This window comes from Pseudomonas sp. BJP69 (genome assembly GCF_007633355.1).
GTDB lineage: Bacteria > Pseudomonadota > Gammaproteobacteria > Pseudomonadales > Pseudomonadaceae > Aquipseudomonas > Aquipseudomonas juntendi.
Window position 1 is genome coordinate 2,899,885 of the sequence record NZ_CP041933.1, and the last position, 12,340, is coordinate 2,912,224.

The following is a 12,340-nucleotide window of genomic DNA, read 5'->3' on the forward strand; positions in this document are numbered from 1 at the left end:
TTCCGGTTAAAGCATTCAGGCACTTCTGCGCAGGTCGTAGGCCTCCAGTTCGTGACGCAGCGGCAGCCCTTCCATGTCGCCGCGCGATTGCACGGCGCGGCTGCCGCACCAGTTGCCTCGCGCCACCGCCTCTCCCACTGGGCGCCCCTCGAGCAGTGCGCTGAGCACGCCCACGGCGAACGCATCACCGGCGCCGACGGTGTCCACGACTCGGCTGACGACTACAGGGGCGACCTGGCCCTCGCCGTTGCCACTGCGCCAGTAGGCCCCGGCGTCGCCCAGCTTGATCACCACCAGTTCCACGCCTTGGTCGAGGTAGAACGCTGCGATATCGGCGGGGCTGTGCTGGCCCGTCAGCAGGCGGCCCTCTTCCAGGCCAGGCAAGACCCAGTCGGCTTTGCTCGCCAGGGCATTGATTTCGCGCACCATGCTGGCCTGGTCCGGCCATAGCGAGGGCCGCAGGTTGGGGTCGAACGAGATGCTGCGCCCGGCTGCACGCATGGCGTCGAGGAGCCCGTGCGACAGTGCCCGGCAGCTTTCCGACAGCGCCGGCGGGATGCCCGTGGCATGCAGGTGGCGCGCTTGCAGCAAGCCAGGTTGCAGCAGCGCAGGCGACAGCCGGCTGGCTGCCGACCCCCGGCGGAAGTATTCGACCGCGGGATCGCTGCCATCATCGCAACGGGCCTTGAGCTGGAAGCCGGTGGCGCAGTGGCCATCCACTTCCACCGCCGAACAGTCCAGGCCTTCACGGCGCAGGCTGTCGAGCACGAAGCGCCCCAGCGAGTCGTCACCTACCCGGCTCAGCCAACGCACCTTGAAGCCCAGCCGTGCAAGGCCGATGGCCACGTTACTGTCCGCGCCGGCGATACGCTTGCCGAACTGCCCGACACTGGCCAGGTCGCCGCAGTGCTCGGCGACGAACATGGCCATGGTTTCGCCAAAGCACAGCACGTCATGCTCATGCATGGGCCACCTCCTGGTCAGCACCCAGCCGCGACAGGCTGTGCACCTGGGCCCGGGTCAGGGCCAACAGGTCGTCGCCGGCCAGGGGGTACTCGACGGCGCGTACCACCCCAGGGGCGAATTCGGCCAATTGCTCGGCCCAGGCCCGCAGGTCTGATGCTTGCGGCGGCACGGCGACCAGGCGGCCGTCGGCACGGCGCTGTACGCCCTTACAATGCACATAGTGCACCCACCGGCCAAGTTGCCGGGCAGCGTGCAACGCCACCTCGCCCTGCCAGTGCCAATTACCGATATCGAACGTCATGCCCAGGTTCAGGCCGCATGCATCGGCCTGCTCGAAGAAGCGCTGCAGGGGCTCGATTCTGCCGCCTTGCGGGGTCTGGTCGTTTTCCACCAACAGCAACGGCCCCTGCGCTGGCAGCAGCGCCGCCAAGGCCGAAAGGTCGCAGTGTTCATCGAAATGGCCTAGGGACACTTTCAGCGCCACCGCGCCCAACGCCCGCGCGGTGTCCAGTTTGTGCACCAGCGAAGGGTCGGGCACGCCCTGCGCCGTCCACAGCTCCAGAGGGGTCGAATACAGGCACTCCATGCCCAACCCGGCAATCACGGCACCCAGTGCCGCGGCATCGGGTGCACTGACGAACAATTCTTCACGCAACTCCACCCGGCTGACGCCTGCGGCGGCCAAAAGGTCGAGAAACTGCTCCTGGCCACGTTGCCGGACAAAGTCGGCGCCATAGCTGGAGAGGCTGATGGAAACGGGGTTCGGGTACATTGTTTTTATCCTTTTGAAACCGGTTTCATTTTTATACGGCAGCGTCAGGCACAAGGCCTGCCGCTGCTTACTGGGGTCGGGTCGAGCCGCGGATGACCAGGGTGGCCTTGAATTCGATGCGTCGTGCCGCTGCGCCATCGCCGCGAAGCCGGCCGAGCAGGCTTTCGAAGGCTGCTACGCCGATGCGTTCGGTAGGCTGGGCCAATGCCGTGATGCCAGTGCCGACCAGGGGGTACCAGTCCAGATCGTCGAGTGCGACCAAGCCGACATCGGCAAACAGGTTGCACCCGGCGTCATGCAGGCCCCTGGTCACGGCCAGGGTGGCAACACCGTTGCAGGTAAAAATGGCTTGCGGGCCATGACCGCGGTCAGCCAGGAACGCGGCCAACCGCCCTGCCAGGCCAGCGCCGGTTTCCAGCACCTGCTGACGCATGCCTGGGCGGCGGCTGACCGAGGCCCCGAACGCCTGCACCCGCTCCAGGCGCGAGCTGGTGCCATCGAGCGGCTCGCTGACCGCCAGGATATCCCGGTAGCCGCGTGCCTGCAGGTGGTCCAGGGCCTGCTCGACGGCGTCGGCATTGTCCAGGCCGACCAGGTCGGCGTTCAGTTCAGGGAGTTGACGGTCGACCAGCACCATGGGCAGGTCGCGCTGGAGGTTGAGCAGTTCGCCAGGGTGGTGCCCCAGCGTGTTCACGATCAGGCCTTCGACGTTGTAGCTCTGCAGGGCGACCAGGTGGTGGCGCTCCTGGTCGTCGTCACGGTTGGTGTTGCACACCACCAGGCTGTAGCCATGCTGGCGGCAGGCGGTTTCCACGCCATGCATCACGGCTACGGAATAGGGGTTGAGAATATCGGCAACCAGCATGCCGATCAGGCGCGTCTGCCCGCGCTTGAGGCCACGGGCCATCTGGTTAGGGCGGTAGCCAAGGCGTTCGATGACCTCGGCCAGGCGCTTGGCGGTGGCGTCGGCCAGCAACTGGCGATCGCCACCGATGTAGCGTGAGACGGTGGCTTTGGAAACGCCAGCGACTCGCGCGACTTCGCTGATGGTGACCCGTTCGCGGGCATGGGCAGGCGCGTCGGTCATGGGTGTCCTTATGATTATTAGGTGGACGATGAAACCGGTTTCAATACACCAAAACTTGGTGCTTTCGTCAATATGCCGTTGGTCGGCCGAAGCGAGCGGGCTGGCCAGCCGGGCAAGGCCAGGTTCGGCGACACAATGCCTTCGCCGAACCTGAGGCAACCCCTCTCAGCGCAATGCCTTCACATCCCCGGCGGTAACCGCCCCCGCCTGGTTACCCCAGCTGGTCCTGATGAAGTTCACCACCTCGGCAACTTCCTGGTCGCTCAGCCGCCAGCCAAACGCTGGCATGGTGAAGTTCGACGGTGCGGTGTGCGTCGCCGGCACCGTGCCGCCTGCCAGCACCACATGGATCAGCGAGGTGGCGTCCGCCGTCTGCACCACCGGGTTGCCGGCCAGGGCCGGGAACACACGGGTGTAGCCCTGGCCATCGGTTCGGTGGCAAGCGGCACAGTTGTCGATGTACACCGCGGCGCCAGGCTTGCTGTCGTCACCGCGCCACAGGGCATCGGCCACCTGCTTGTCGTAGACATGCGGCTGGTCGTTCGGGTCGCTGGGCGGCAGGGTCTTCAGGTAACGGGCAATTGCCGTCAGGTCGGCATCGGTCATGTATTGCATGCTGTGCTCGACCACGTCGCTCATGCCGCCGAACACCGCACTGCGGTCACTGCGCCCGGTCTTGAGAAACTGCACCAGCTCGGCTTCGCTCCAACTGCCCAGGCCGTCCTTGTGATCGCCGCGCAGGTTCTTGGCGATCCAGCCCTCCAATGGCGCGCTGCCGGCAAGGAACTGCTTGCCCTCGGCCGGGCTCAGCGCCTTTTCCTGCATGGTCAGCGCCCGCGGGGTGTGGCAGGCACCGCAATGCCCCAGGCCTTCGACCAGGTACGCGCCACGGTCGACCACCGGGTCAGCCGCTGCCGAGGCTTGCCAGGGCGTTGCCGCAGGCGCGAACATGCCACGCCAGATGGCCAACGGCCAACGCATGCTCAGCGGCCAGGGAATATCGGTAGCCTGGTTGGGCTGCTCCACCGGCTCGACGCCCTTCATGAAATAGGCGTACAGCGCCTGCATGTCCTGCTCGGTGATCCGCGCGTACGAAGGGTATGGCATGGCCGGGTACAGGGTGCTGCCGTCCTTGCCGATGCCTTTGCGTACAGCCTGGTCGAAGTCTTCGAAGCTGTAATGGCCAATGCCACTGGCGGACGGGGTGATATTGGTGGAGTACACCGTGCCGATAGGTGTTTGCATCGGTAGGCCACCGGCGAAGGGCTTGCCCCCCTTGGCGGTGTGGCAGGCCACACAGTCACCGGCGCGGGCCAGGTATTCACCCTGGCGCACCTGCGCATCCTCAGCGGCAACGGCCTGGCCAGCCACGCCGGCGCCCAGTAGCAGGGTTGCGATCAACATTGTCTTCATGCTCATCGCTCCTCAAGCCTGGACCAGCGGGCCGGGGTTTTTCAGGTACTGCTCACGAATGGCCCGAGCCGACCAGTAGGTCAGCGCCGCCACCAGCCCGGTGGGGTTGTAACCCAGCCCCTGGGGGAATGCAGATGCCCCCGGAACGAACACATTGTGTACATCCCAGCACTGCAGGTAACGGTTGAGCGCGCTGGTTGTCGGGTCGGTGCCCATTATCGCGCCGCCGTTCAGGTGGGTGGTCTGGTAGCTGGCGGTGTTGAAGTGGTCCTTGACCTTCTTGCCCAGCACGGCAATGGCCTTGGGGTTCATCGCCTGGGCAATCTTGCTCAGCTTGTCGACCATGAACTGGTTCATCTTGATGTCGTTTTCCTGCCAGTCGAAGGTCATGCGCAGCAGTGGCTGGCCGTAGGCGTCCCGGTAGGTCGGGTCCAGGTCCAGGTAATTGCCACGGTAGGACTGGTGGGCGCCGTGGGCGTCCATCGACACCTGATGGGTGTAATAGTCGGCCGTGGCCTTCTTCCAGGCGCTGCCCCAGGCCGGGGTGCCAGGCGGGTTGGCAGTACCGGCGATGGGCCGGCTGCCAGCCTGGTTCACCCACATTGGCGAGCCACCGACGAAGCCATGCGGGCCATGGTCGAAGTTGTCGGCGTTGAAGTCATCGATGGCAATGCCATTGCCACCGGCGCCGATGAAGTTGTTGGTGTAGGTGTCCTTGTCGAAGAACGCCTTGACCGTGCCCATGTTCTGGTAGGCAAAGTTGCGCCCGACCACACCCTCGTTGCTCACCGGGTCGTAGGGTTTGCCGATACCGGAAAGCAGCATCAAGCGCACGTTGTTGAACTGGAACGCCGCCAGGATCACCAGGTCGGCCGGCTGCTCCACCTCGCGCCCCTGGGCGTCGATGTAGGTCACGCCGGTAGCCTTGCGCTTGCTGTCGTCCAGGTTCACCCGCAGCACATGGGCGTTGGCCCGCAACTCGAAATTCGGCACTTGGCGCAGCGCTGGCAGAATATTCACATTCGGCGATGCCTTGGAATACATGTAGCACACGTAGCCGCTGCAGAAACCACAGAAGTTGCACGGCCCCATCTGCGCGCCGTAGGGGTTGGTGTAAGGCCCTGACGTGTTGGCCGAAGGCAGGTTGTAGGGCTTGTAGCCCAGGCTGCTGGCGGCCTTTTCGAACAGCCTGGCCGACACCACGTTCTTCTGCGCCGGCAGCGGGAACGGGTTGGAACGGTCGGGTGCATAAGGGTTGCCACCCCGCCCCTCACCTACCAGCTGGCCCTTGACCGTCCAGGCCTGGCCAGAGGTGCCGAACACTTTCTCGGCAAAGTCGAAATACGGTTCCAGCTCTTCGTAGCTGACGCCGAAGTCCTGGATCGTCATGCCCTCGGGGATGAACTTGCGCCCGTAGCGCTCCTCGTAATGGCTGCGCAGGCGCAACTCGACCGGGTCTACCCGGAAATGCACACCCGACCAGTGCAAGCCTGCCCCACCCACGCCCTTGCCAGGCAGGAAGGCGCCCAGTTGGCGGTTGGGCAGTGCCACGTCGTTCACGCTATGGCGAATGGTGACGGTTTCTTTCGACACGTCGACGAACAGCTTCTTGCGCACGCTGTAGGTGAGCTCGTCGATTACCTGCGGGTAGCTACCCTCCGGGTAGGTGTCCTGCATCGGCCCGCGCTCCAGGGCCACCACCTGCAGGCCGGCTTCGGTCAACTCCTTGGCCATGATCGCACCCGACCAGCCAAAACCGACAATGACGGCATCCACCTTTTTCAAAACAGTCGCCATGCCTCAGGCCCTCTCGCCGCGGATCGATACAGCCGGGAACGGGTACGGCTCGTTGCGCTCCACCCAGTCCATGAAGTCGGCGCGCGCGCCCGGGAAGCCGATCTGGGTCCAGCCGACCATGCCCTTGTTGCCGCCATGAATCGGGTCACAGAAGAACCCCTCACGGGTGTTCTGCACCAGCAGGCTGAAGAATACCGTGGCCGGTACTGCCTCGAATGCCAGCTCACCCGCCTCGACCTTGCCGAGTATCCGGTCCTGGGTAGCGCTGTCTTGGGCAGCGAACACTTGCCCACTGTTGGCCTTGCACCAGCCATCCACTGCGGCGATGCCCAGGCGGTAGATCTGCTGCGGGTTCAACTGCAGTTGATAGCCCAGTTCGGGTGGGGCGTCGGCGTTGAACGGGCCTTGCATGTACCACTGAGCCCCGGTCGCGTAGGGGGTATTCATCTGCCGGTCTATGAACTCGGCGGCCCCGGCTTCAAGCGCACCGGGCCCGAGGGCATCGGCAGGGATGATGCGCGCTACGGCGGCCTGCACGAAGGCCCATTCCTCGGCACTGAAGAAGGTTGGCTGGTACGTGCCCGCCGGTGGCGCTGCCGGCACCTTCGGTTCCTGCTGCGGCGCGGCCAGCAGCTGGCTGGCACCTGCCCCGAGCCCGGTGCTGGCGACGGTCACCACGGGGATCAAGGTCAAGGTCTTGCGCAGAAAGTCCCTGCGCGGGTTGTCGGGAGCATGCTCGGGCATGGTGAATCCTCATCGGCTGCGGGCGGCCTTATAAGCGCCATCTGGTGTTGTGCGGGCGGGTCTTGTTGGGCCTTCAAAAAGACAGCCGAGTAATCTAGCGCGTTCAGAAATCTTTTGAAACCGGTTTCAATCTTGACATTGCGACCACGGGTATTGAGCCGCGCATAGGCCTGGGCGACGAAGCCCAGTACAATGGGCCTACCCCATTCGATAACCAGGCCATGATTCAGTCCGACCTCGACCTGTTCGGCCCTCAGCCACAACGCCTGGCAAGCGAAACCGTGCTGTTGCCCAGGTTTGCCTTGGGCGATGTCGAACCACTGCTCGACGCGTTGCGCCCGGTACTGCGTGCCGCACCGTTTCGGCACATGCACACGCCCGGCGGGCTGCGCATGGCGGTGGCGCTGAGCAATTGCGGCACACTTGGCTGGGTCAGTGATGCACAGGGTTACCGCTACAGCCGTTCGGACCCGCTGACCGGCCAGCCCTGGCCTGCCTTGCCGCCGATATTGCTCACCCTGGCCAACCGCGCTGCCGCCATGGCCGGTTTCGACGGTTTCACCCCGGACGCCTGCCTGATCAACCACTACCTGCCGGGCACACGTTTGAGCCTGCACCAGGACCGTGACGAGCACGATTTCGGCCAACCGATCGTTTCACTGTCGCTGGGCCTGCCGGCGGTGTTCCTGTTCGGCGGGTTGCAGCGGGCCGACAAAACCCAGCGCATAGCCCTCAGCCACGGCGATGTGCTGGTGTGGGGCGGCGAAGACCGCCTGCGCTTTCATGGCGTACTGCCGATCAAGCCCGGCGTGCACCCGCGCATGGGCGAGCGGCGCATCAACCTCACCTTGCGCAAGGCGGGCGGCTAGGCTTTGTCGGGCCTGTGCCACACAGGCATGAAACAGGTTGAACGACTGGCCACCCCAGGGTTCAGAGCATAATTACAGTGCTGCCCGCCAGGAGTCCGTCATGCCTTGCCAGACCTGCCGCCCTTGCCGTAATCAACGAGTCGAATCCCTATGAGGATGCCCGGCCGTGCACCCAATGCCTCACTGCAACTGGACTACGTTCGCGATACCCTGTTCGGGCCGGTTGCGCAGTCCGTGGAATGCCAGTGCCAACTTGCGCCCTTGAATCTGCAGGGCCGCGCGGCCCTGCGTGTACACATCTGCCCACCGCTCCCGCACAAGGTCGAGCGTGCCCATAGCGTGGCGTTCATGTGGGACGGTCGCAGCTACCATGGGGTCGTTCGCGACAAGGGCAAGTGTGGCGATGGCGGGTTGAACCTGCTGGTGGAACTGCAGTAGGCGATCTACGGCTGGCGGCTGCGCGCAGCCCTTCCCCCGCCAGCCAAGGGCTGGGCGGGGTTCGCGCACTCGCATCAGGCGATGGACTTGAGCGGTGCAGGCGGGCGGTCACGCAGGGTATGCAATTGCTCCACCAGGTTCAGCACATCGCGGCAGCTGTTGAGGCTGCGCAATGGCACCCCGCTGAGGGTGCAGCACTCATCGAGGCTCTGGCCCTGACCGAGCCGGATGGTCAGGTTGGCACCATCGGTACAGCTGATTTCACAGCGATCTGGCAGGCAAGCATGCTCGATCAACTGCCGCAGCTCGAGCATGGAAACTCCTATCAACGACATGGTACGACCCTCTCGGTGGGATGGCCTGTTGTGAGGAAGTACGCCCTCGTGGGGCTGGGTGCCAATTGATAATGCGCATGCCGCGGCGGGCGTCCATGCCCCGGGGCAATGATGATGCGGGGAATCCTCTAGCACCTTAGTGGAAGATCGCCTGCCGGGATCGGGTGTTCGGTCGCAGCAACGAACTTCACGACGAATGGTTGCGCAGGGCTTCCGTGGGGGCCGGCACCGGCGCCCCGCGCCCTTCTACTGCTGCAACTGGCCAAACCGCCCGGCATGGAAGTCGTCGAACGACTCGGCAATCTCCGCCTGGCTGTTCATCACGAACGGGCCGTAACCCACGATCGGCTCGTCGATCGGCTCACCGCTCAGCAGCAACACGCTGGCACCTTCGAGCGCTTCGACCCGTACATCCGCGTGCTCGCGGTCGAACAGCACCAGGCTGGACGGCCCGGCTTCGCGCTCACCATTGACCCGCACGCGGCCGCGCAATACCACCAGCGCCGCGTTGCGCCCGGCGGCCACCGGCAACGCCAAGGCAGCGCCATTGTTCAGGCGCAGGTCCCAGACGTCCATGGCCGTGAAAGTGCGCGCCGGCCCCAGGTGACCGTGGTAATGCCCGGCGATCACCCGCACACTGCCGGCCCCGTCATCCAGCGCTACCACCGGGATATCGCTGGCCAGCAGCGTCTGGTAGCCCGCCGCCGCACGTTTGTCGCGAGCGGGCAGGTTGACCCACAGCTGCACCATCTCCAGCATGCCGCCCCGCTCGGCAAAGGCTGGCGAATGGAATTCTTCATGGATGATGCCGTTGGCGGCGGTCATCCATTGCACATCGCCCGGCCCGATCAGGCCGCCGGCACCCGTGGAATCGCGGTGCTCCAGCTCGCCCTGGTAGACAATGGTCACTGTCTCGAAACCACGGTGCGGGTGCTGGCCAACGCCGCGCCGGGCCTGGGTTGGGGTGAACGCATGCGGGCCGGCATAGTCCAGCAGCAGGAACGGGCTGATATGGCTGGCCAGGTGGTCATAGGTGAACAGGCTGCGGACCGGGAAGCCATCACCCACCCAATGGGCGTGGGGGCTGTGGTGGATACCCAGAATGGTTTTCATGAGAAGGCTCCTGTTTCGGTTTGGATCACCTTATCAATGATGACAATCTGCCGGTAGAGGGCTTTAACGGCCCACATCGTTCCACCTACAGAACAATCACCGCTGCAAGAAAGCCAGCACCTGCTCGGCTGCCATCGCCGGGTCTTCCTGCATGAAGCAGTGCCCACCGGCGACCTCCTGCGCACTGATGCTGGCATTCAGCGACACCAAGCGCTGCACCGAGCGTGGCACGAACGGATAGGTGTGCTTGCCATAGATCACGTGGGTCGGGGTATTGATTGCACACAGGCTGGCCCACATGCGCTTGGGGAACGAGCTGAAGATTTCCACTTCGCGGCTGGGTCGGCACTTGAGCACCACGGCCTCGCCGCAATCGCCGATGGCATGCTCGACATACGCCTGCAACGCCGCATCGGCCCAGCCTTTGAAGATGCCCCGGCCCTGCAGCGAAGCCAGCGCCGCTGTGCGATCAGGCCAATGGCTGCGGCGGCTGGCGGCTTTGCGCGCCAAGGCATGACGCTGGTGCAGGCCAACCAGCGCCGCGGCGCCCATCACGCCGAGCATTCGGCGGCTGAACAACACCGGATCGAGCAGCACAGCACGGCCGAACAACTGCGGGTCACTGGCCAACATCAGCCCGGTCAACACGCCGCCGAAGCTGTGTCCCACGGCAAACCGGGCCACCTCGCCGTATTCGCCACGGCCCGCTTCGAAGGCCTCCACGGCCAGCGCCGCCGTACGGTTCCAACCCAGAAACGCCCCGCCATGGTCACTGTCACCGTGCCCTTGCACATCACATAGCCACAGGTCGAAGTGTTCACCCAGGCGCATCAGCAACGGCTGGTAGGCCAAACAGCAAAAACCGTTGCCATGCAAGAAATGCAGCAGTGGCTTGCCGCTGGCCGGGGTTCGCCAACCACGCAAGGTGAAGCCTTCGGCGCATTCATGGGACCAGGGAATCAACTGCATGGGTTTACGGCACTCGCAATGCTAGGGAAACACCGATTCTACAAATAGCAGCGGGTACAGTGAAATCACCAGCAGCAGGGCCATCAGGACATTGAACAGCATCAGCCAGCGCGGGTTCTGCAGCAGGTTGCGCAAGGCGCTGCCGAACATCACCCACACGCCCACGCTCGGCAGGTTGACCAACGCGAACACTGCGGCAATGACCATTACATTGGTCACGTAGCCTTGCGCCGGGGTGTAGGTGGTAATGGCCCCCACTGCCATTACCCAGGCCTTGGGGTTGACCCATTGGAATGCGGCTGCGCCCCAGAAGCCCAGCGGCTTGCGCGCGCCAGGCGAGGCAGCATCCACAGGCCCGGAAGTGGCAATTTTCCAGGCCAGGTACAGCAAGTAGGCCGCGCCTGTGTAGCGCAATACCGTGTACAGCGGCGGCCAGGCCTTGAAGACTTCACCCAGGCCCAGGCCGACCGCCAGCACCATGACCATGAAACCGCAACTGATACCCAGGGCATGGGGTACCGAGCGGCGCACGCCGAAGTTCACGCCCGAGGCCAGCAGCATGGTGTTGTTTGGACCTGGCGTGATCGAAGATACAAAGGCGAACAGCACGAAGGCGCTCAGCAGGTCGACAGAGGCAAGCATGGCGGGCATTCCACTTTCATTGAGGGTGCTGCCACACTACCGGAGTCGTCCTCCTCGGCGACCAATACAGTTAAAACAAATTATGCAGATACACTTCACTGTACTGCCATCCTGGATCAAGGAAGCCGTCTCATGAGCCTTTCCATTCGCCCTGCCGCGCCTGCCGATGCCGCGCAGATCCTCAACTTCATCACCGAGCTGGCCGAGTACGAGCGCGCGCGCCACGAGGTGGTCGCGACCCTGGCCGATATCGAGCACAGCCTGTTCGGTGCAGGCAGTACCGTGCACAGCCTGATCTGCGAACGCGATGGCCAGGCGATCGGCTTTGCCGTGTATTTCTACAGCTATTCCACCTGGCTGGGGCGCAACGGCATCTACCTGGAAGACCTGTACATCACCCCCGAACAGCGCGGTGACGGGGCTGGCCGCCAGTTGCTGCAGCACATCGCCCGCGAGGCGGTGGCCAACAACTGTGGGCGCCTGGAGTGGAGCGTGCTGGACTGGAACGAGCCGGCAATCGGCTTTTATCAGAAGCTGGGCGCCGAGGCCCAGGATGAGTGGGTACGCTACCGCCTGGACGGGGACAAGCTGGCGGCATTCGCGCGGGGCTAACGGTTGCTCCACCCGGCCCAGGCACATGCGCAGCCCACCGGGTAATTGACGCCAGGGCCGCCCCATGCTCTCCTTACGCCTCACGTTCAGGTGCCCCTTCATGGGGTGAAACGGGAAACCGGTGCGTCGCAGGCCCTGACCAGGGCCCGACAATGCCGGTGCTGCCCCCGCAACGGTAAGCGAGCGAAGCGTCTGTACCACTGTGCCATGTAGTGCGGCATGGGAAGGTGACGCTTGCCAGGAGCCCTGCTCCTCCTCGCAAGCCCGGAGACCGGCCTGGCGTTCATGAACAACCCGCGGTGGGCGGGCGCTGTTGCATTCCCCTGGGTAACCGCGCCCGGGGCTGCCGCGCCTGCCCATTGCCCACAAAAAGCAGAGGAACGCGTCATGCCCGTCGCCAGCACCAAGCCACACAGCCTTGCCACCCCCGCTACCCTCAGCCAGCGCGTCATCATTGCCGTCGGTGCCAGCTTGCTGGGCCTGTGCCTGGTCTACTTCGCCGGGTTCTCGCACATCGAGGCGGTGCATAACGCCGCCCACGACACCCGCCACAGCGCCGCCTTCCCCTGCCACTGAGTACGCC

14 protein-coding genes and 1 riboswitch are annotated in these 12,340 nt (G+C 64.5%); of the genes, 4 read left to right on the forward strand and 10 right to left on the reverse strand.

Annotated features, from left to right (window positions below):
* Positions 1–15: 15 nt before the first annotated feature.
* The 6 genes from FPB55_RS13425 to FPB55_RS13450 all read right to left on the reverse strand — a co-directional run bounded on the left by FPB55_RS13425 (position 16) and on the right by FPB55_RS13450 (position 6,779).
* Positions 16–966 carry a sugar kinase gene (locus FPB55_RS13425; protein WP_144188413.1) on the reverse strand — a complete coding sequence of 317 codons (951 nt, stop codon included), beginning with the start codon at positions 964–966 and terminating at the stop codon, positions 16–18.
* Complete coding sequence (locus FPB55_RS13430) at positions 959–1,738, reverse strand: TIM barrel protein (protein ID WP_144188415.1); 780 nt, start codon at positions 1,736–1,738, stop codon at positions 959–961. Before FPB55_RS13430 ends, FPB55_RS13425 begins: the two co-directional genes overlap by 8 nt.
* Before the next feature lie 67 nt (positions 1,739–1,805).
* On the reverse strand, positions 1,806–2,825 hold the full coding sequence (locus tag FPB55_RS13435) for a LacI family DNA-binding transcriptional regulator (protein WP_144188417.1): 1,020 nt from the start codon (positions 2,823–2,825) through the stop codon (positions 1,806–1,808).
* Positions 2,826–2,990: 165 nt separating this feature from the next.
* Positions 2,991–4,238: a cytochrome c gene (locus FPB55_RS13440; protein ID WP_144188419.1), complete on the reverse strand. Its 1,248-nt coding sequence runs from the start codon at positions 4,236–4,238 to the stop codon at positions 2,991–2,993.
* A 12-nt stretch (positions 4,239–4,250) separates the two neighbouring features.
* Complete coding sequence (locus tag FPB55_RS13445) at positions 4,251–6,035, reverse strand: GMC family oxidoreductase (RefSeq protein WP_115294320.1); 1,785 nt, start codon at positions 6,033–6,035, stop codon at positions 4,251–4,253.
* A gap of 3 nt (positions 6,036–6,038) precedes the next feature.
* Positions 6,039–6,779 (reverse strand): gluconate 2-dehydrogenase subunit 3 family protein, encoded by a 741-nt coding sequence (locus FPB55_RS13450; protein WP_009682280.1) that lies wholly within the window; start codon positions 6,777–6,779, stop codon positions 6,039–6,041.
* Positions 6,780–7,000: 221 nt separating this feature from the next.
* On the opposite strand from FPB55_RS13450, the gene alkB reads away from it, so the two are divergent.
* Together alkB and FPB55_RS13460 are read left to right on the forward strand one after the other, a co-directional pair.
* On the forward strand, positions 7,001–7,648 hold the full coding sequence (gene alkB, locus FPB55_RS13455) for a DNA oxidative demethylase AlkB (protein ID WP_009682281.1): 648 nt from the start codon (positions 7,001–7,003) through the stop codon (positions 7,646–7,648).
* Positions 7,649–7,798: 150 nt separating this feature from the next.
* A complete protein-coding gene (locus tag FPB55_RS13460; protein ID WP_029885118.1) occupies positions 7,799–8,086 on the forward strand; it encodes a hypothetical protein in 288 nt (95 codons plus the stop codon).
* 74 nt (positions 8,087–8,160) lie between these two features.
* Here FPB55_RS13460 and FPB55_RS13465 read toward each other — a convergent pair whose 3' ends face one another.
* From FPB55_RS13465 to FPB55_RS13480, 4 genes are all read right to left on the reverse strand, one after another.
* Positions 8,161–8,421, reverse strand: coding sequence for a DUF1652 domain-containing protein (locus FPB55_RS13465; RefSeq protein WP_033690293.1), 261 nt, complete (start codon positions 8,419–8,421; stop codon positions 8,161–8,163).
* Positions 8,422–8,667: 246 nt separating this feature from the next.
* Entirely contained in the window at positions 8,668–9,534 is an 867-nt protein-coding gene (locus tag FPB55_RS13470; RefSeq protein ID WP_115294319.1) for a pirin family protein, read from the reverse strand.
* A 96-nt stretch (positions 9,535–9,630) separates the two neighbouring features.
* Positions 9,631–10,503 carry an alpha/beta hydrolase gene (locus FPB55_RS13475; RefSeq protein WP_029885121.1) on the reverse strand — a complete coding sequence of 291 codons (873 nt, stop codon included), beginning with the start codon at positions 10,501–10,503 and terminating at the stop codon, positions 9,631–9,633.
* Positions 10,504–10,524: 21 nt separating this feature from the next.
* Positions 10,525–11,154, reverse strand: coding sequence for a LysE family translocator (locus FPB55_RS13480; protein ID WP_009682286.1), 630 nt, complete (start codon positions 11,152–11,154; stop codon positions 10,525–10,527).
* 123 nt (positions 11,155–11,277) lie between these two features.
* Between FPB55_RS13480 and FPB55_RS13485 the strand changes: the two genes are divergently transcribed.
* Both FPB55_RS13485 and FPB55_RS13490 read left to right on the forward strand, forming a co-directional pair.
* Positions 11,278–11,757, forward strand: a complete 480-nt coding sequence (locus FPB55_RS13485; RefSeq protein ID WP_029885123.1) for a GNAT family N-acetyltransferase — start codon at positions 11,278–11,280, stop codon at positions 11,755–11,757.
* Between the two features lie 71 nt (positions 11,758–11,828).
* Positions 11,829–12,052, forward strand: a riboswitch (cobalamin riboswitch).
* A 92-nt stretch (positions 12,053–12,144) separates the two neighbouring features.
* Entirely contained in the window at positions 12,145–12,333 is a 189-nt protein-coding gene (locus FPB55_RS13490; protein WP_009682288.1) for a CbtB-domain containing protein, read from the forward strand.
* Positions 12,334–12,340: the final 7 nt, after the last annotated feature.

Bases quoted from the DNA above. Each gene is read 5' to 3' on its own strand.
- FPB55_RS13425 (WP_144188413.1), bottom strand. From the start codon at position 966: ATGCATGAGCATGACGTGCTGTGCTTTGGCGAAACCATGGCCATGTTC.
- FPB55_RS13430 (WP_144188415.1), bottom strand. From the start codon at position 1,738: ATGTACCCGAACCCCGTTTCCATCAGCCTCTCCAGCTATGGCGCCGAC.
- FPB55_RS13435 (WP_144188417.1), bottom strand. From the start codon at position 2,825: ATGACCGACGCGCCTGCCCATGCCCGCGAACGGGTCACCATCAGCGAA.
- FPB55_RS13440 (WP_144188419.1), bottom strand. From the start codon at position 4,238: ATGAAGACAATGTTGATCGCAACCCTGCTACTGGGCGCCGGCGTGGCT.
- FPB55_RS13445 (WP_115294320.1), bottom strand. From the start codon at position 6,035: ATGGCGACTGTTTTGAAAAAGGTGGATGCCGTCATTGTCGGTTTTGGC.
- FPB55_RS13450 (WP_009682280.1), bottom strand. From the start codon at position 6,779: ATGCCCGAGCATGCTCCCGACAACCCGCGCAGGGACTTTCTGCGCAAG.
- alkB (WP_009682281.1), top strand. From the start codon at position 7,001: ATGATTCAGTCCGACCTCGACCTGTTCGGCCCTCAGCCACAACGCCTG.
- FPB55_RS13460 (WP_029885118.1), top strand. From the start codon at position 7,799: ATGAGGATGCCCGGCCGTGCACCCAATGCCTCACTGCAACTGGACTAC.
- FPB55_RS13465 (WP_033690293.1), bottom strand. From the start codon at position 8,421: ATGTCGTTGATAGGAGTTTCCATGCTCGAGCTGCGGCAGTTGATCGAG.
- FPB55_RS13470 (WP_115294319.1), bottom strand. From the start codon at position 9,534: ATGAAAACCATTCTGGGTATCCACCACAGCCCCCACGCCCATTGGGTG.
- FPB55_RS13475 (WP_029885121.1), bottom strand. From the start codon at position 10,503: ATGCAGTTGATTCCCTGGTCCCATGAATGCGCCGAAGGCTTCACCTTG.
- FPB55_RS13480 (WP_009682286.1), bottom strand. From the start codon at position 11,154: ATGCCCGCCATGCTTGCCTCTGTCGACCTGCTGAGCGCCTTCGTGCTG.
- FPB55_RS13485 (WP_029885123.1), top strand. From the start codon at position 11,278: ATGAGCCTTTCCATTCGCCCTGCCGCGCCTGCCGATGCCGCGCAGATC.
- FPB55_RS13490 (WP_009682288.1), top strand. From the start codon at position 12,145: ATGCCCGTCGCCAGCACCAAGCCACACAGCCTTGCCACCCCCGCTACC.